We start from the raw sequence: 17,317 nt of genomic DNA, 5'->3' as shown, positions 1-17,317 counted from the left end.
ATTTCCTTAATCGTTAAACGTACTTGGTAACTCAACAAATTCGACCCAGTATTTACCTAATGTTTTCATCAGCTCAACTAAGCCATCGAACGTGACCGGTTTGGTAATATAAGAAGCGGCTCCTAAGTCATAGCCTCTGACCATGTCCTCTTCTTGCTTGGAAGTTGTCAAAATTACAACTGGGATCCCTTTTAGATTCGCATTTGCTTTAATAGCCTGCAACGCTTCTCGGCCATCCATGCGCGGCATATTTAAATCTAGTAAAATAAGCCCAGGACGTGGTGACAATTCTTTATCTTCATACTTGCCTCTGCGCTCAAGGTACTCAAGTAATTCGACGCCATCTTCAACAAAATGTAAGTCATTTATCACTCGACTTTCGGCAAGGGCATCTTGTGCTAACAAACGATCATCTTCATCATCATCTGCCATTAAAATAGTGATTGGTTTAACTTTCTTGAATGACATTTAAGCCTCTCCTTGCAATGTGAAAAGCTCTGCTTCCACTGGTAATTTAATAATAAAAGTAGCACCTTCATCAGCAGCACTTTTAGCCGTGATAGTACCACCATGTCGTTCAACAATACGTCTGCAAACAGACAAACCGATGCCTGTGCCTTTATACTGAGAGCGTCCATGAAGACGTTGAAACGGAACAAATATTTTGTCTGTATACTCTTGTGAAAAGCCAATTCCGTTATCTTTAACGGTGATCACCTGCCAATCCAGCTCAGTATTGTGGTCGTCACTAAACTCATGCACATGTTCATAATTAACTGTAATAATAGGTGCAACATCTTTTCGCCTAAATTTAACGGCATTAGATAACAAGTTTAAAAATAACTGATGCATTTGGCTTGGATCAGCCTGAATAACAGGCATATCAGAGATACTAACTTGTGCATTTGATTCTTTAATCGCGATTTCTAAATCACTCACAATTTCATCAAGCACTTGCTTTAAATCAGTATCAACAAAGTCTTTGCCTCGCGTTGTCACCCTAGAAAACTCTAATAAATCATTTATTAAATTAGACATTCTTTGCGCGGCATTTTTCATCCGGGCAATGTAATCTATGCCTTTTTCACCAAGCTCATCTTTAAACATGCTTTCTAATCGGTCACTGAAGGCTTGTATTTTACGCAGTGGCTCTTGTAAATCATGACTCGCTACAAAAGCAAATTCTTCAAGCTCTCTGTTAGAACGGCTTAATTCGTCTGAATATAAGGTAAGCTCTTGAGTACGCTCTGTTACCTTTGAAGCCAAAGTCTCATTTTGATGTTCAAGCTCTAGCCTATATTTTGCAGATTCGCGTAAATTAATACGGATCAACACAAACATGCCAAAGATTAATAGCCCGCTTGTAATAGCTGTTATTGCGAATGTAATCTTTGCCTCTTGTTTTATCTGGCCCAACTTTCTAAATTGCGCTAGCTCAAACGCTGATTCTGCCGATTGGATTTTATCCGTTAGAATACGGATTTCTCTATAAAGATTTCGCCCTTCATGGGTTTCAAGCAAATAATGAGCTTTGCGCTCTTTATCTGCCAAAGCAAGTTCAGCAGTGCGTGTAAGAATATGCACTTTCTCATCCACTAGCAGTAATAGCTTCGCTACACTTTCAGGCTGCCCATCTATTTCAGAGCGTAATCCCTTTACAATTTTGGCCTGTGAAGTGAGTTGCCCTAAAGCATCGTAATAAGGAATCAAGTAATCATCCTCACCAGTTAGCAAATAACCTCGCTGGCCAGACTCTGCTTGCAAAACAGACAAATGTAACTTCTCAACAGCCGTATTTAACATACTCGTATCATCAAGGCGTTGCTGTGTTTGTGTTAAATTTTGAATTGTATTGACAGCTAAAAACGCATTGCCAATAACAATACACAATACAACAGCGATAAAGCTTGCCCATATAACATTTGTGCTACCTTGTTGCTTTTGCAGTATCATTTACTTTCCTTGGTGGTCAAGTTGACTCTGAAGAATCTAAATCAGATATTTTTTGCAAGTCTTCACTGCATTGCTGACAATTATTAATAATTTTATCTAGTGCTGATAATGCTTTGTCCTTTGGCATATCATTTTCTAAGATCATTTTAATTAATTCAGCATTCATTGAAATTCGATTAAGCGGTGCTCTTGCATCATGAACCAATGTTCTTAATATCTCTTTATCCTTCATACTACTCCTCAGCTGTTATTATTAACTGTATTCGCCAATACCACCGTATGCATTTAATCGGTTGTATAATGTTTTTGTGCTAATTCCAAGCATCTGCGCAGCAAGCGTTTTATTCCCTTGAACTTTATCCAAGGTAGCGTGGATCAGATCTTTTTCAACTTCTTCAATCGTCTGACCTGCGCTAACTTGATTTGCTTGAGACTTTTTATTAACACGTGAGAATGGGGATTCTAAATTACTTGGTAAAGTTATTGTTTTACCTTTTGGGTCACTCATAATAAATGCACGATGAATTGCATGACGAAGCTCACGCACATTTCCCGGCCAATCATAGCCACTAAGCTCTTTCAGTTGCGCTGCTTGCCAAGTAAAGTCAGTGCCATTTTCATCATTTAACTGTTCTAAAAATGCCTTAGCTAGCAATTCAATATCTTCTTTTCGATCTCTCAAAGCTGGAATATCAATGGGGAATACGGCTAAACGAAAGTAAATATCTTCACGAATAACGTTATTTTGCGCTAAATCTTCCAATGAGCGGTTAGTCGCTGATATTACTCGACAATCAACAGGTAATTCTTTATTACCACCAACACGCACTACTTTTTTGCTCTCTAATACTCGCAATAAGTTTGGTTGCATATCAATCGGCATTTCTGTCACTTCATCTAAAAATAAAGTGCCGTTTGCGGCTTGTTCAAACACCCCTTCTTTTCGGGCAATCGCGCCAGTAAACGCGCCTTTTTCATGACCAAATAACTCACTGCCGATTAACTCTTTAGATAACGCGCCACAGTTAGTTGCAACTAATGGCCCTTCACACTGACTGGCATTATGGATAGCTTGTGCAACCACTTCTTTACCTGCACCACTTTCACCCATAAGCATAACGTTTGCATTGGTATTCGCTACGCGCTCAATCATAGTGTATAGCTGTTGCATAACTGGCGATTCGCCAATTAAAGTACCAAAATGTTTTTGTATACTTGGCTGTTTCTTTTTCTTTTCAGTGTTCTTTTTTGGGTTTAAAACACGCTCAATGTCTTCTCGCTGAAGTGGTTTAACAAGGTGCCCTACATTTGGAGCACACATCTCAGCAAGCTTACCTTTCACCGATGGATGGCCCGAAATGAGCGTGATTTTGGGGCTTTGCCCAATACTGTTGAGGTGTTCAACCAAATGCAAACCGCTGCCATCTGGCAGCATAAAGTCAAGGAACACATGGTCAAAGGTATTATTTTCAAACCATTGCTGTGCTTCAGCTAAATTAGCGGCTGTGTCTATATTATGACCTAAAAACTCCACTATATGGCAGACAACATCGCTGAATTCACTGTCATCATCGACCAAAAGTATGTTTAACATGATTATTCCCTATGCTTTATATTTCCTAATAGAGTAACATAATAAGTGGGTTCTGAACCTAAAAATTCAACTGACAACTTTATATATATGCAAATAAAAACAATTTAGATCACATGTAACTGGTGATTTTTTATATAGACTTCTAGGAACGTTATGCAACTTCTTAAAACCACAACCCACCCGAGTATAACGGCCGACAACACAAGTCAATTTACACGCGTCACTAGCCGCGCAATTGTGTTAAAAGAATCACAAATATTATTAATGTATACCGCTCGTTATGAAGATTATAGTTTACCAGGTGGTGGCGTTGATAATATTGAAACGATAGAACAAGGGTTAATCCGTGAACTCCAAGAAGAAACGGGCGCACAAAATATTAAAATAACTGGAAAGTTTGGCCTTTATGAAGAGTATCGCCCTTGGTACAAAGATGACTATGAGGTCATTCATATAAAATCTTACTGTTATTTTTGTGATATAGATAACACCTTAGGTCAAGCGCAACTAGAACATTATGAACAACAAAATGGTATGCAAGCCAAGTGGGTAAACATACATGAAGCTATTGCTCACAATGAGCGCACAATTGCGAATAGTGACAAACAAGGGTTATCTATCATTAGAGAAACCTACTTACTAAAAGCAATTGCTAAACAGCTTTAGTAGCAAACGCTTGATGGCGGTAAAATCGATACAAGCCAACAATATTACTGGTTAGGAATAAGCCTTCCATTAACACTGCAATGGGCGAACCCACCATTACGTTATGCGCCATCCATAAGCTGGTACCTACTATCATCAAGATGCGTAGTTTAAAATCTTTAGCCTGAAATGACGCTAGCGTTTGAATAAGTGTTGCAATTAAAGCTAATCCACTCAACCAGTTATACCAGGTAATAAATACAGTCACCATACTTAATATAATAAAGCCTAGCATCACCATGTATTGCCTTGCAAAAACGCAATACATGTAGCGTGCGGCTGCAATAAGCATTAGCCAGCCAGCACTTTGCTGACCCAATATGAAAAAGTGTGCAGAGGTTAATAGCACCGAGCTAAACAAACACAGTAAAATGATTCGTCGAGACTTAAATTGAAATGAAGCTAAGTCGAGTAAAGTAGCAACGCCAACCAAACATTGAGAAAGTAAAAACATAGTGACTCCTGAAAAACAGCAGTCTAATTGAGTAAATTGAGTATTACCTTAACTTAAGTTAAGGCGTTTACGTATACGAGATAAAGAAATAGGTGAAATGCCTATATACATTGCCACTTGGCTTAAGCTTAGCTGTGCCAACCAATGAGGTTTATGTTTAAGTAAATAGCAGTAACGCTGCTCAGGGCTATTGAGTAATAAAAATGCCTCTTTAGCTTCTTTAAAAATAAGTTGCTGTTCAATAAGCTGCTGCTTAATCAGTTGATACTGTGCTTGCTCAAATAGTGTTAGTGGTACTTTAATTACACTTGCTTCGTTAATCACCTTTAATTGATAAAACGCGGGGCTTGAGGTCATCCAATTGGCAAACAGCAATGCAAATTCATTTTTAAAATAAAACTCTTTACACTTTTGCCCACCGTCAATGTCGTCATGAATAGCGCCTAAAACCCCTTGAACAATTAAATACCCATAATCTTGCACATCGCCTTGTTGCACTAATACTGTATTACGCGTTATAAGTTGCTGAGGATACTTACAAGCCAATTGCACTTTGAACTTGTTTACTAGCGCTTCGTAACTGTCGCCAAGCGATAAAAGTGGATTATCAGACATTAAAAATTACCATTTTTTCATTAAAGCATGTGTAATAGCAGCCGCTGACACACCCACTCTAGGAATATATTTTTGGCCACACCATAAAGGTGAAAAGTCACTTTTAGCACTTTTTTCAGCTCGACTTCTTAAGGCTGTTATTGCACTGCTGGCGTGTGGAAACGCAGGAACACCCTTTGGTATAGCACCTAATTCTTGCATTACTCGATTTTTAATACCCCGCGCCGCTCTACCAGAGAACAATGTGGTCAGAGTGGTCTCGTCTTGTTGTTGATCTAAAATAGCCTGTTGATGCAAAGCTGATGTTGTAGCCTCTTTACATAGTAAATAAACGCTCCCGACTTGGACAGCACTGGCTCCTAACGCTTTAAACCGCTGTACATCATCGGCTGAAGCAATACCACCAGCAGCAATAATAGGCAGTGATATATGCTCAACACAACGTTTAACTAACTGCTCAGTATTTTGTTGTAAGCTTAAATCCATTGATAAAAAATGCCCTCTGTGACCTCCAGCCTCTATACCCTGAGCGATAACCGCATCTGCACCATTAGCTTCAAGCCATTTAGCCTCATCAACGGTTGTTGCGCTAGCAATCACTTTACTCCCCCAGCTTTTAATTTCTTGAACAATATCATCGCTTGGTAAGCCAAAATGAAAACTCACCACCGGTGGCTTGAAAGGCGCAATTAGTTTTACTATTTCTTTATCAATTGGCTGACGAGTTGCCGTCATGCTCAAACTAGACTCATCAATACCATGCTCTTTTAAATAGGGTGAAAGTAATTGATGCCATTGCTGCTTTTGCTGCTGCGTATAACCGATTACTTCGTGACAAAAAAAGTTTAAATTGTAAGGTTTGTCGGTTGCTTGGCAAAGCTTGGTAATTTCATCGATTAATTGCTCCTTTGATAACATAGCGCAAGGCAATGAACCTAAACCACCACTGTTGCTCACAGCTGCGGCCAAACGATAGTCTTGCACACCTGCCATTGGGGCTTGGATAAGTGGTAACTCAGTATGTAGAAATGTTTGCATGTAAACGTCCTTGTAACTTTTTCATTCATTTGCATTAATTACCTGCACCAACCTTAAAGTACAGTAATATGAGAAGCATTAATTTTATTTAAACTTATTTTAAATCAGTACATTAAAATAAAATAGCCCTTATTGCTAAGAGTTGGTGTTAGCTTTGCAATCACCCTACCTACTATAATTTGTAAGGAGATAAAATGACTGATTCAGTAACTACAATCAATCCAGCTACCGAAGAAACTATTGCAGACTATACCCTGCTAAATCTTGAGCAGGCAAATAATGAGGTAGATAAAAGTCATAATGCATTCTTACAGTGGCGGCACACATCCCTAGACGAGCGAGCTGAATATTTAAATAAACTTGCTGACGTATTTGAAAAAAACCAACAGTCGCTTGCCCGTTTGATGACGAAAGAAATGGGAAAGCTCTATCCACAAGGCTTGCAAGAAGTAGAACTATGCGCTGCAATATGCCGCTATAGTGCCGAGCAAGGCCAAGCACAGCTTGCTGATGAAGAGCGCTCAATGGAAAACGGCCGTGCCATAATCACCTATCAACCTACCGGTGTGCTTTTAGGTATTCAACCTTGGAACTTCCCGCTGTATCAGGTCATACGTTATGCGGTAACAAATATTATGGCAGGTAACACCGCAATACTTAAACATGCAGGTAATGTATTTGGCATGGCAGAAAAAATAGAAGAGATGTTCTGTGATGCTGGCTTCCCTGATTATGTATTTAAAAACCTACTGATTGACGGTAAAACAGCCAGTGAACTTATCAGTCACTCTGCAATTCGCGGTGTCACATTTACAGGTAGCGATGGCACAGGTAAAAAAGTGGCTGAGCAAGCAGGGAAACATGTAAAGAAAACCGTATTAGAGCTAGGTAGTAATGACGCCTACCTCGTACTTGATGACGCCGATTTAGAGCTGGCAGTTAAAACCTGTATGCAGGGTCGCATGGTTAACAATGGCCAAACCTGTGTATCCGCAAAACGTTTCGTTGTTGTTGATGCGTTATATGATGATTTTAAAGCCGCCATTGCAAAGCAGTTTAAAGCAATGAAGTTGGGCGATCCTATGGATGAAGAAACAGATCTTGGTCCTATGGCACGTGAAGACCTAAGAGATAAGATTCATGACCAAGTTCAAGAATCTGTAAAAGCAGGTGCTAAAGTCGTCGTTGGCGGTGAAATACCAAAGCAAACAGGCTTCTATTACCCTGCAACCTTAATTGAAAATTTATCACCAGGCATGCCAGCCTATGACGATGAGTTGTTCGGTCCTGTCGCATCGCTTATCAAAGCCAAAGACAATGATGACGCAATGCGTATTGCCAATGATTCCCGCTATGGCTTAGGTGGAGGCATTATTTCAAAAGATGAAAAGCGTGCTATTGAACTGGCAAAAAGGCACTTTGATACAGGTATGATAAACATAAATGGTTATGGCCTTGCACAGCCAAACCTACCCTTTGGCGGCGTGAAAGATAGCGGCTATGGTCGTGAACACGGCGGATTTGGTATTCGTGAGTTTGTAAATATCAAAGCTATTATGATTAATAACTAAAGCACAAGTTATGATTAATAACTAAAGCACAGTTATAATTAAAAAAGGGCCTTTCGGCCCTATTTTATGCTTAAAGTAATAAATTCAACAACGCCTCAGCTTATTTAAGCTGGGCTTTGTTTATACCCTCATCAAATGTTGGTACTGACTTATGTGACGTATTATCCATTTGCAGTTCATCCACAGCTTTCTGAATATCCATGTCATCATCTAACTGCTGATTACTATTAGCTGGCTTATGGACTAACTCAGTTAACAGCGCAAAATGATCTGAGCCATATTTTGCCAAACGTTTAATCCGTTTAACCGTAAAGCCGTGACTATGAAATAAGTGATCAAGCGGCCAGCGCATAAAGAAATACCCAGCATGAAAAGTGTTAAAAAAACCTCGCCCTTTTCTGGGATCTAAAAAGTCACTAATTTCCATAAACAATCTAGTGCTTCTAGACCAAGCAACATCATTTAAATCTCCCGCGACAATCGTCGGTCGCGTATTATTTTTTAATGCTTTAGCAAGTAAAATGAGTTCAGTATCACGGGGTCTCGAGGTGTCTTCTTCTGTTGGGCTAGGCGGCGCCGGGTGTATAAAGTGCCCTTGCATTACATGCCCTTGCGCTGTTTCAAATAAAATATGTATGGAAGGAATATCCTCTTCAACTAGCTCACACACTTGCTGCTTAATTATTTTAAATTTGCTGTATAAGTGCATGCCATAGCGATTATCTTTTGGGCAAAATATTGTATGAGGGTAACCTTTTTCAAGTACTGATAAATGTTGCTGCCATTTAATATCCGACTCAAGCGTGATCAGTAAATCAGGTTGGTTCTCGTTGACTAAATCGATTAAATCTTGATAGCGCGTATTCGACATCAACACATTAGCCGACATAATACGAACACTATGCTCACTTCCTTCTGGGCTATGAGCCACCTCTTTTTTTGCAAGCCATGTGTACGGGTATATCCATTTACCTTGAATGAGTAATATAACACTTGCCATTATTAGCGACGATGCAACCAAAGGCGACCACTCAATTGATGCAAAATATCCAGTCAAAAGCAGCCCAGCCAATGCAAGATAAAACACTTGTAATCGAATAAAGTCGCAACTACGAATTAAATAATGCTGGCTGAAAGAAAAAGGTAAGAGTGTTACAAGGAGCAAAACGCTCAAGACACAACACAGCACAATTAACATTCAACATTCCTTTTAAGATAATAGAAATAAATATAATCAATGATATAACTTACACATTCAGTTATTTTAACAATAGAACCACTATTATTTGCAATCAATGCCTTGCCTAAATCGCTTTTAATTCCAACGACGCTCGCATCTTGAAGTGGTGTGGGTATACATTTCCACTCTCAACTAAATCTGTATGCTCGGCATAAAATCAACGCACTCATGATAGTTTACACAGTTTCTAAGCTGCATTTTAATTAAAATGTGATGATATAAGTAAAAAGTACAGACAACCTCCTCCATTTTTGTATATTATTAACTCACTTTCCTTATTGGAGTTTGCGCCACGATGAATAACTAACACCTGTTGAAATTCGTTTTTATTTTTTGAATTTACAGGGTTAGTGGGCGCAAAATTCGTCATATATCTCGTTATCGACTTAGCGATTCATAGTTAATTTAATAGCTTTGCGCGCCATGCCCTTCTCACACCAGAGGCATTATGCACACATTACACATCTATAATTTAAGTTATCAACACCCTGATGGCCATGTACAATTTAAACAGCTTAACTTTTCAATCAATGAAAAGATCACCGCAATTATTGGCGCTAATGGCAGCGGAAAATCCATATTGGTGAATATTTTAGCAAACCATATACAACCTAGTGCGGGACGTGTTGAGTTTAGCGGCACACGTTTATTTGTATCACAGCAATTATGTGATCACTATTTACAAGACTCCTCAAATACCATTGCCCAACAGTTAGGAATAGATAAAAAGTTGGCGGCTCTTACACGTATTACACATGGAAGTATTGCTGACGCGGATTTTGCGCTGGTAGGCGACGATTGGCTATGTGAGCAATATTACCAGCAACAGCTATCAGGCATAGGTATTAATGCACCCATCAACACCCCTATTACCCAATTGAGCCCTGGGCAACAGCGTTGCTTAACACTCTATTGCGCATTAGCTGCAAAGCCAGATCTTTTGATTTTAGATGAACCAAGCAATCATTTAGACCGAGCAGCAAAGCAGTGGTTAATATCACAGCTACATATATTTGGGGGGCAAGTAATTATCGTTAGCCATGACTGCCAATTACTTGATCACAGCGATGCTATTATTGAATTGAACAATCAAGGCTACCACTACGAAACAGGAAACTTCACCCATTTTTGCCAGCAAAAAGAACTGCAACAAACCGCGCTGACAAAACAAATAAATCACTTAGCCAAAGAGCAAAAAAAACACCAACAGCAAACCCAAATTAATCATGAAAAAGCACAACAAAGAGCCGCACAAGGTAATAAGCACCGCCGCAGTACCAGCCAAGCTAAGGTCATGCTCGATTTTAATAAAAATAAAGCACAAGCAAGTAAAGGTGCTAATGAACGCTTGGCATCAACAAAGCTCAATAACCTCGCGCAACAGCAACGCGCCCTTAGAAAACAACAACCCCACAAAATTGAGAGCAACCTAACATTCACTCAATCCACCAGCAAAAAACGCCTACTGTTCATTGATAAACTATGCTTACCCTATGGTTGTATTCAAACCCCAGTGACCTTAATTATTAACAGTGGCGATAAGTTGCATATTGATGGACTAAATGGCTCTGGGAAGTCAACACTCCTGAGGATGATCAATGAAACTCCAAGCTCATATTTATCGACGACAATTCAACTAAATACTCAGGTACTTTATATTGACCAGCATTGCTCTTTTTTAAACGCTAATCATAGTTTAATAGAGGCACTAACGTTTCATTGTGAGCTTAAACTAGAAACAGTCCGTAACATATTAGCCGGTATTGGCTTTAAAGGAATTGATGTTTTTAAGTTAATTAGCCAACTGAGCGGTGGAGAGAAAATGCAAATAGCCATGCTTATTGCAGCACAAAAGGCAGCTGAATGCTTACTTTTGCTTGATGAACCCGATAACCATTTAGACTTAGCCAACAAACAACACCTTGCAAAAAATCTTACTGATTTTACTGGCAGTTTTATATTAGTCAGTCACGATGAGGTGTTTGTTGAGCAATGCCATGTTACGCAGCAACTTAGCTTACATTGATTGCCTCGAGAGTTAAGAGTTGCTACTTTACATTCAATTAAATTATTAAATTACATAGGAAAATAATGCGTTCTTTTATTGTACTGCCGCTATTACTTATAAGTTGTGAAGGGTTAAGCCAGCAAAAAAATACTGATATTGAACGCATTACCACTACAGCATCTCGGTCGCAGGTAAGCGCCGATCCTCTTCCTTTAGTTGTCAGCAGTATTACTCAAGCAGAGCTCGATTTAATTGCTCCCACCCATATTGAGCAAGTTTTAAAACAAATTGCTGGCGCAAATGTACAACACGGTAATGGCCAAGAATATTTGCCCGCGCTGCGCTCCCCGGTGCTATCTGGCGCTGGGGCCTGTGGTGGTATTTTGACCGCTGAAGATGGTATTCCACTGCGTGCGGCTGGTTTTTGTAATATTAATGAATTATTTGAAGCCCACACCGAAATGGCCGACCGTATTGAAGTATTAAAAGGTCCAGGCTCTGCCCTTTATGGTTCAAATGCAGTGCATGGTGTTATCAATGTCATCACACCAGACACCACTTACGATGAACATTTACTTGGGGTTGACTTAGGCTCTTACGGTTACAGCCGTTTAAAACTGCGCAGCGGTAAAGACTTTGGCCTTCAAGGAGTTGGAATCAACGCCAGTGTCACTCGCGATACCGGCTACCGTAATGATGAAAGTGTAGATCAAGAAAAACTCAACCTACGTCATCGCTATCTAAATGACGACTTTTCGATTAATACAGGATTGAGTTATACCCATCTAGACCAGCAAACAGCGGGCTTTATTACCGGTTTTCAAAGTTATAAAGATGATGAAATAGCTCAGCAAAACTTTAACCCTGACGCATTTAGAAAAGCCCGCTCTTTTAGAGTTTGGTCAAGGGCACAGTGGCAAACACAAATCGATACAATCACCATAACCCCCTATATGCGTAAACAAAGCATGACCTTTTTCAAGCATTTTTTACCGGGTACACCGCTTGAGGAAAATAGCCAAAATGGCGTTGGAATACAATCACTTTGGCAACATAGCTACTCGGATGAATTTACTTTAAATTTAGGCTTAGACAGCGAATATTCTCGCGCTGACTACCTGCAATATCAAGACAAGCCAACCCAAGGCTCTGCGTTTTTAGTTGCGACTGTGCCGCAAGGCAAACATTACGATTACGATGTAAATAGCACGCTGATTGCGCCATTTATTAGTATTGATTGGCAATGGCAACAGCTGAATGTCAGCCTAGGTGCTCGCTTTGAACGACTCAATTACGACTATACCAATAACATGCTTGCTGGGCGCACCGCTGAAGATGGCAGCGAATGTGGCTTTGGCGGATGTCGTTACTCTCGCCCACCCAGTGATGAGAATACCTTTACCAATACATCACCCAAATTAGGCTTGAGTTACCAACTAACTGTCGATAACTATTTATACGCAAACCTTTCCCGCGGTTATCGAGCTCCACAAGCTGCCGAGCTTTATCAACTCCAGCGCGAGCAACAAGTGGCTGATCTAGAATCTGAAACAGCAGACAACCTTGAGCTAGGCCTCAAAGGCCAATATCAACAATTGCACTATGTAGTGTCTGCCTATGCTATGGATAAAGAAAACGTCATTTTTCGCGACAGTGACTTTTTTACTATTAATGACGGGAAAACCCAGCACCGCGGCATTGAGTTAGAGCTAGACTATCAGCTTACTCAATCCTTACAGCTTAGCCTTGCAGCAAGCCATGCCAAGCATACATACGACTATGACCGTGTTTTATCAGATCTAAATATTAATGGGAATGACGTAGACACAGCGCCACGCAATATCGCCAACCTCCAAGCAAACTGGCAAATCAGTGATAACACCCTTGTTGCGATTGAATGGCATTATGTTAGTGACTATTTTACCGACCCTGAAAACCTTCATAGCTATGATGGTCATAACTTACTTAATTTGCGCGGTGCATGGCAGCTGACTAAGCATTTAAAACTTACTGCACGTGTTAATAACCTAACAAACACCAACTACGCAGAGCGTGCTGATTATACAGGTTTCAGTGGGGATCGGTATTTCCCAGGCAGACCTCGTAACGTTATGTTTTCAGCAAGTTATGCTTGGTAATCAATACGAGTTTTAGTAGAGCTTTCTCAAGTGCGCTTAAAGTACAGGTGCACTTTTGAGCTGCTCTTGAGCTGACTTTTTATAACCCATAATTCGAGCCACATATAGCAGCTTATGGGTGTGCGCTTTAGCAAGTGCACTCTGCGCTATCTTTGGTTATCTCGGGGGCCGCAATATTATGATAAAGCAGACACTACAACCCTCTTAAATAAAAAATGCGCTATATGGATGACCACATAGCGCATTGTTATATTTTTTTGGGTTTGACTAACGCACCGCTAGTACGATTAAACCTGGTACTACAAAGAACGAACCCAACACATAACCCAGTGCTGCCGATTTATTCTTAGTGCCTATTTCAGCCAGCTTTTCCGCTAGTTTAATTGGAATTTCACGCAATACTGGAATACCGTAAATAAGCGCAACAGCAAACACATTAAACATAACATGCACAAGTGCAATAGTTAGCGCCACTTCAGCCATAGGACCAGTTATAGATGTTGCAGCTAATAAAGCAGTGATCGTCGTACCAATGTTTGCACCCAAGGTGAACGGGTAAATTTGGCGCGTAGTAAATACACCACTTCCTGCAAGTGGGATCATCAAGCTTGTCGTTGTTGACGACGATTGTACCATCACAGTTACAGCCGCACCCGATGTAATGCCCGCAATTGGACCACGGCCTATTGCGCCATGTAATATGTCTTTTGCCTTACCAACAAGTGCCTTTTTAAGAAGCTTACCTAACGTTGTTACTGCAAATAAGATTAAACAGATACCCGCAACAACCATTGCTGCGCCCAACATTTTTGTATCTAAGAAGCTAAATGCGTCTTTTATTACACCCACAGCAGGTTTTACTAAAGGTTTTACAAAGTTATAGCTCTTTAATGATAAGTCAGCGTCACCAACAAACAAATGCGATAACATGGCTGAAAGCTTTTGTAATAAACCAAACATTATTTCAAGCGGTAAGAAGATAGCAACCGCGAACAAGTTAAAAAAGTCATGAACTGTTGAGGCAGCAAACGCACGCTGAAACTCATCTTTTGAGCGAATATGACCAATAGATACCAAAGTATTTGTGATGGTTGTACCAATATTTGCGCCCATTATCATTGGGATAGCAATACTTAAAGGTAAACCACCTGCCACAAGTCCAACGATGACTGACGTTACAGTAGAAGACGATTGTACTAAAGCGGTTGCTAAAGCACCTAGTAATAAAGCGATAAACGGGTTAGTTGCAAACGCAAAAATTTCTTGTGCGCCTTGAGTACCACCTGACGCTAACTTAAAACCACCACTGACTGTACCTACGGCAACCAGTACTAAATAAACTAAAAAGGCAATGGCCGCCCAGTTAAGTGTTTTAATTAATAGCGTGTTCTGCTTTGATTCACTCATGTTTAAATCTCAATTGTTGTCTTGCCGATTGTGGCATTTTGATGACGTTTTTGTTTCAGAGCGCATTAGAACACCCCAATATTACAGAAATATTTCATTCAAATTAACAAGCGCTCGTAAAACAGCCACTCATGATATGAGAGTACTAAAATGAGATTAAACAGCTCTAAAAAATTAAATTTAAGCCATTATTATCAAACAGTTAAAACAGACATTGAGTTTTACATTGATTTACAGAACAACTGATAACGCGTTATTCTATTTATCAAATAAATTGTACTTTTTTATCTAAGAGGTATTGTAATTAGTCGGTGGTTTAATGCTATACGCACAACAAAATGGTAATAACAGGTAGGTAAAAAGAGAGGGGGTATTATACAAGGCACACACCATAAAACGCTTGTAATGAGGAAGGCACAGCTCTTTGGATATTTAAACCCGTTTAACGAGTGCGCCCCTTATGTATACCCAAACCACCTCAAGATGCGAGCGTCGTTGGAATTAAAAGCGATTTAGGCAAAGCATTGGTTGCAAGTAATAGTGATTCTATTGTTAAAATCAATAACGTAGTATAAATCGCTTTTAAACCAACCCTTTGGGCGTTTCATAGGCACTTACTCTCATCGTTGTTACTTCTTAAAAGGGACTGCCATTCTTGCAAAGTAACGCCTTGATATAAGCCCCTATGAAACGCTGAATTCTGCATCTTGAGGTGGCTTGGGTATATACACAACACTAACGGTGTTTATATTGGGTTTTACAGTGACTGCGCATAATGGCTGGATCACGTAACTTTAAATGCTTTGTAGTACGGCCACTATGTCGCTTGCGCCATACTTTAAATGAACCATTTGATACATTGCTGCGCATGAAGGAAACAAGTTGTGAGTGGTTTAAACCAAACAGATCTTCAATAGCCTCAAATGGCGTGCGGTCTTCCCATGCCATTTCAATAATCCGAGAGGTATCACTTTCATTAAATTGCATATTTCACCCAAATTACTTTAATACGCAGTCATTTCTACTTTAGCTCACCTTATTGAACACTTATATCCACTCGCCATGGTGGATTTAAACGGTTATGTCCTGCCCAATACAGCTTAATTTGGTTTCCTGATGGGTCTGTCAGTTTAGCTTCATGCCATAAGTAACGTTGAGCAATAACCTCAGTATTAAATTCAATACCTTTGGCTTTTAATGACGCGACCCACTTTTCTAGGTCTTCGCTTTCAAAGTATATTATCGCACCATTACTAAACGTATCATTGGTTAATAACAAAGAAAACGTGGCATTATTTGCACACTCAAAACGTGAATAATGGGGACTTTTAACAATTTGTGTAAAGCCTAAAGTAAGATAAAAGTGGTTGGCTTTTTCAATGTCAGTGACAGGTAAAGTGATTTGATTAAGATTCATAGTCGCTACCTAAATATAAAGTTAGATAACGAGTTTAAAACCTTAACCAAACATGAGGTCAATTAGTAATTTGCACCTAGGTATTAAGAAGCCTGATAGCGATTAGCTTGCTTAATACTAGCAAAGTCGTTAAAGCGAACGCCGTGTTTTTTCATTACCTCAAGTGCTTTTTTACTTAACATCTGGCGCAAATAAAACGGCTGATTCGGCACAAAGTGATGAATAGTATGGGTATGACCAAAGTTAAAGCAAAACAAATTAAATGGGGCAAATAAACGGCTGGTTATTACGTGGGTTTGCTCCAGCATGTTATTAACACCGCCGTAGTAGTGCATTGATGAAGTCACAAAGTTAAGTGAGCTTGAGCGTACAATATTTGGCACAATCAACACCACCATTAAAAACTCAAACACTGCCATCACATCTAACAGTAAAACCGGTGAGTTTGCTTCAAGTGGTACAAATAGATTAACTAAGTGAAAAATAATAACGGTGTATAAAACTGTAAAATATGCAGTAGTTACTGGGAACCCTGCATTGAATACTTTAAAAAAGCTAAAGCCTTTAATTTCTTTACTAAAACGCTTTGTGTTAATGAGTAAACCAAGTAAGCCATCAACAATCACTAAAACGCGTAAAAATGGATTTTTAATGCCGTTGCCGACTAAGCGCTCTTCTAAATCTTGCTCGGTGCCCGAGGTTTTATGGTGATGTAAATGCATCTTACGGCGATACCAAGGACTAATAGTGTTTGGTCGCATTAACCAAACTGTGAGCATCATAAAGTTATGTAAAAATGGCTGATTACTAAAATATTGTTTATGAATAAGGTCATGTTCTAGTTCATGAGAAATTGACGCAGCAATGGCCGCTAAAATAATGCATAACCAAGCGGGAATAATAGCAAAGTAATAAAGTGCACCTACACCTATTAACGCTGCCAGCGAGAGTAAAAGAATAGCCATTCCTAAGGTATTTTGATGGGCTAACAGCGGGTGTTTTTGACGAAGCCTCGCTTCTTCCGCTTTAATCGCATTCACAATGGCTTGAATATTTTCTTTGGCACTTAACGTGTTCATAAATAGCAACTGAAAATCAAAGTTGCGCAGATCATACCCGAATAAATAAAAAGCTGCTATAGCGAGATTAGCGCAAGCGCAAGCCAAAAATAAAAAAG

Annotated in this window: 16 protein-coding genes; 4 read left to right on the top strand and 12 right to left on the bottom strand. The window is 39.6% G+C overall.

What is annotated here, in order from left to right; translation table 11 throughout:
- Positions 1-6 precede the first annotated feature (6 nt).
- The 4 genes from ACHUE3_RS12425 to ACHUE3_RS12410 are packed head-to-tail and all read right to left on the bottom strand — an operon-like array spanning position 7 to position 3,547.
- Positions 7-468, bottom strand: coding sequence for a response regulator (locus tag ACHUE3_RS12425; protein WP_394192728.1), 462 nt, complete (start codon positions 466-468; stop codon positions 7-9).
- On the bottom strand, positions 469-1,953 hold the full coding sequence (locus ACHUE3_RS12420) for a sensor histidine kinase (RefSeq protein WP_394192727.1): 1,485 nt from the start codon (positions 1,951-1,953) through the stop codon (positions 469-471).
- Positions 1,954-1,969: 16 nt separating this feature from the next.
- Positions 1,970-2,185: a histidine kinase dimerization/phospho-acceptor domain-containing protein gene (locus tag ACHUE3_RS12415; protein WP_394192726.1), complete on the bottom strand. Its 216-nt coding sequence runs from the start codon at positions 2,183-2,185 to the stop codon at positions 1,970-1,972.
- A 21-nt stretch (positions 2,186-2,206) separates the two neighbouring features.
- Complete coding sequence (locus ACHUE3_RS12410) at positions 2,207-3,547, bottom strand: sigma-54-dependent transcriptional regulator (protein ID WP_394192725.1); 1,341 nt, start codon at positions 3,545-3,547, stop codon at positions 2,207-2,209.
- Positions 3,548-3,700: 153 nt separating this feature from the next.
- Here ACHUE3_RS12410 and ACHUE3_RS12405 point away from each other — a divergent pair, with 153 nt between their 5' ends.
- A complete protein-coding gene (locus ACHUE3_RS12405) occupies positions 3,701-4,213 on the top strand; it encodes an NUDIX hydrolase (RefSeq protein WP_394192724.1) in 513 nt (170 codons plus the stop codon).
- Here the strand turns inward: ACHUE3_RS12405 and ACHUE3_RS12400 are convergent.
- Genes ACHUE3_RS12400 through ACHUE3_RS12390 form a run of 3 tightly spaced genes read right to left on the bottom strand, consistent with a single transcriptional unit; the run spans position 4,200 to position 6,359 of the window.
- Positions 4,200-4,706 carry a YgjV family protein gene (locus ACHUE3_RS12400; protein ID WP_394192723.1) on the bottom strand — a complete coding sequence of 169 codons (507 nt, stop codon included), beginning with the start codon at positions 4,704-4,706 and terminating at the stop codon, positions 4,200-4,202. The genes ACHUE3_RS12405 and ACHUE3_RS12400 overlap by 14 nt on opposite strands.
- 48 nt (positions 4,707-4,754) lie before the next feature.
- Entirely contained in the window at positions 4,755-5,321 is a 567-nt protein-coding gene (locus ACHUE3_RS12395; protein ID WP_394192722.1) for a Crp/Fnr family transcriptional regulator, read from the bottom strand.
- Between the two features lie 6 nt (positions 5,322-5,327).
- Entirely contained in the window at positions 5,328-6,359 is a 1,032-nt protein-coding gene (locus ACHUE3_RS12390) for an NAD(P)H-dependent flavin oxidoreductase (RefSeq protein ID WP_394192721.1), read from the bottom strand.
- 194 nt (positions 6,360-6,553) lie between these two features.
- Here ACHUE3_RS12390 and ACHUE3_RS12385 point away from each other — a divergent pair, with 194 nt between their 5' ends.
- Complete coding sequence (locus tag ACHUE3_RS12385; protein ID WP_394192720.1) at positions 6,554-7,930, top strand: NAD-dependent succinate-semialdehyde dehydrogenase; 1,377 nt, start codon at positions 6,554-6,556, stop codon at positions 7,928-7,930.
- 100 nt (positions 7,931-8,030) lie between these two features.
- Here ACHUE3_RS12385 and ACHUE3_RS12380 read toward each other — a convergent pair whose 3' ends face one another.
- The gene (locus ACHUE3_RS12380) at positions 8,031-9,128 is read right to left on the bottom strand and encodes an endonuclease/exonuclease/phosphatase family protein (RefSeq protein ID WP_394192719.1); all 1,098 of its coding nucleotides are present in this window, start codon (positions 9,126-9,128) and stop codon (positions 8,031-8,033) included.
- Between the two features lie 490 nt (positions 9,129-9,618).
- On the opposite strand from ACHUE3_RS12380, the gene ACHUE3_RS12375 reads away from it, so the two are divergent.
- Both ACHUE3_RS12375 and ACHUE3_RS12370 read left to right on the top strand, forming a co-directional pair.
- Positions 9,619-11,196, top strand: coding sequence for an ATP-binding cassette domain-containing protein (locus ACHUE3_RS12375; protein ID WP_394192718.1), 1,578 nt, complete (start codon positions 9,619-9,621; stop codon positions 11,194-11,196).
- Between the two features lie 65 nt (positions 11,197-11,261).
- Positions 11,262-13,316: a TonB-dependent receptor gene (locus ACHUE3_RS12370; RefSeq protein WP_394192717.1), complete on the top strand. Its 2,055-nt coding sequence runs from the start codon at positions 11,262-11,264 to the stop codon at positions 13,314-13,316.
- Between the two features lie 267 nt (positions 13,317-13,583).
- On the opposite strand, the gene ACHUE3_RS12365 is transcribed toward ACHUE3_RS12370, so the two are convergent.
- The 4 genes from ACHUE3_RS12365 to ACHUE3_RS12350 form a co-directional block, all read right to left on the bottom strand.
- Positions 13,584-14,723, bottom strand: coding sequence for a Na/Pi symporter (locus ACHUE3_RS12365; RefSeq protein WP_394192716.1), 1,140 nt, complete (start codon positions 14,721-14,723; stop codon positions 13,584-13,586).
- 735 nt (positions 14,724-15,458) lie between these two features.
- On the bottom strand, positions 15,459-15,710 hold the full coding sequence (locus ACHUE3_RS12360) for a TIGR03643 family protein (RefSeq protein WP_394192715.1): 252 nt from the start codon (positions 15,708-15,710) through the stop codon (positions 15,459-15,461).
- A gap of 49 nt (positions 15,711-15,759) precedes the next feature.
- Positions 15,760-16,140, bottom strand: coding sequence for a VOC family protein (locus tag ACHUE3_RS12355; RefSeq protein WP_394192714.1), 381 nt, complete (start codon positions 16,138-16,140; stop codon positions 15,760-15,762).
- Between the two features lie 83 nt (positions 16,141-16,223).
- Complete coding sequence (locus ACHUE3_RS12350) at positions 16,224-17,219, bottom strand: fatty acid desaturase (protein ID WP_394192713.1); 996 nt, start codon at positions 17,217-17,219, stop codon at positions 16,224-16,226.
- Positions 17,220-17,317 lie beyond the last annotated feature (98 nt).

The sequence above is a fragment of the Pseudoalteromonas atlantica genome, assembly GCF_043641955.1.
Taxonomy (GTDB): domain Bacteria; phylum Pseudomonadota; class Gammaproteobacteria; order Enterobacterales; family Alteromonadaceae; genus Pseudoalteromonas; species Pseudoalteromonas atlantica_A.
The sequence above is the reverse complement of the archived record's forward strand: the minus strand, read 5'-3'. Positions and strand labels throughout refer to the sequence as shown.

Coding starts and splice junctions, on each gene's coding strand:
- ACHUE3_RS12415 (WP_394192726.1), bottom strand. CDS start 2,185: ATGAAGGATAAAGAGATATTAAGAACATTGGTTCATGATGCAAGAGCA.
- ACHUE3_RS12385 (WP_394192720.1), top strand. CDS start 6,554: ATGACTGATTCAGTAACTACAATCAATCCAGCTACCGAAGAAACTATT.
- ACHUE3_RS12395 (WP_394192722.1), bottom strand. CDS start 5,321: ATGTCTGATAATCCACTTTTATCGCTTGGCGACAGTTACGAAGCGCTA.
- ACHUE3_RS12360 (WP_394192715.1), bottom strand. CDS start 15,710: ATGCAATTTAATGAAAGTGATACCTCTCGGATTATTGAAATGGCATGG.
- ACHUE3_RS12410 (WP_394192725.1), bottom strand. CDS start 3,547: ATGTTAAACATACTTTTGGTCGATGATGACAGTGAATTCAGCGATGTT.
- ACHUE3_RS12370 (WP_394192717.1), top strand. CDS start 11,262: ATGCGTTCTTTTATTGTACTGCCGCTATTACTTATAAGTTGTGAAGGG.
- ACHUE3_RS12425 (WP_394192728.1), bottom strand. CDS start 468: ATGTCATTCAAGAAAGTTAAACCAATCACTATTTTAATGGCAGATGAT.
- ACHUE3_RS12380 (WP_394192719.1), bottom strand. CDS start 9,128: ATGTTAATTGTGCTGTGTTGTGTCTTGAGCGTTTTGCTCCTTGTAACA.
- ACHUE3_RS12375 (WP_394192718.1), top strand. CDS start 9,619: ATGCACACATTACACATCTATAATTTAAGTTATCAACACCCTGATGGC.
- ACHUE3_RS12400 (WP_394192723.1), bottom strand. CDS start 4,706: ATGTTTTTACTTTCTCAATGTTTGGTTGGCGTTGCTACTTTACTCGAC.
- ACHUE3_RS12355 (WP_394192714.1), bottom strand. CDS start 16,140: ATGAATCTTAATCAAATCACTTTACCTGTCACTGACATTGAAAAAGCC.
- ACHUE3_RS12420 (WP_394192727.1), bottom strand. CDS start 1,953: ATGATACTGCAAAAGCAACAAGGTAGCACAAATGTTATATGGGCAAGC.
- ACHUE3_RS12350 (WP_394192713.1), bottom strand. CDS start 17,219: ATGAACACGTTAAGTGCCAAAGAAAATATTCAAGCCATTGTGAATGCG.
- ACHUE3_RS12365 (WP_394192716.1), bottom strand. CDS start 14,723: ATGAGTGAATCAAAGCAGAACACGCTATTAATTAAAACACTTAACTGG.
- ACHUE3_RS12390 (WP_394192721.1), bottom strand. CDS start 6,359: ATGCAAACATTTCTACATACTGAGTTACCACTTATCCAAGCCCCAATG.
- ACHUE3_RS12405 (WP_394192724.1), top strand. CDS start 3,701: ATGCAACTTCTTAAAACCACAACCCACCCGAGTATAACGGCCGACAAC.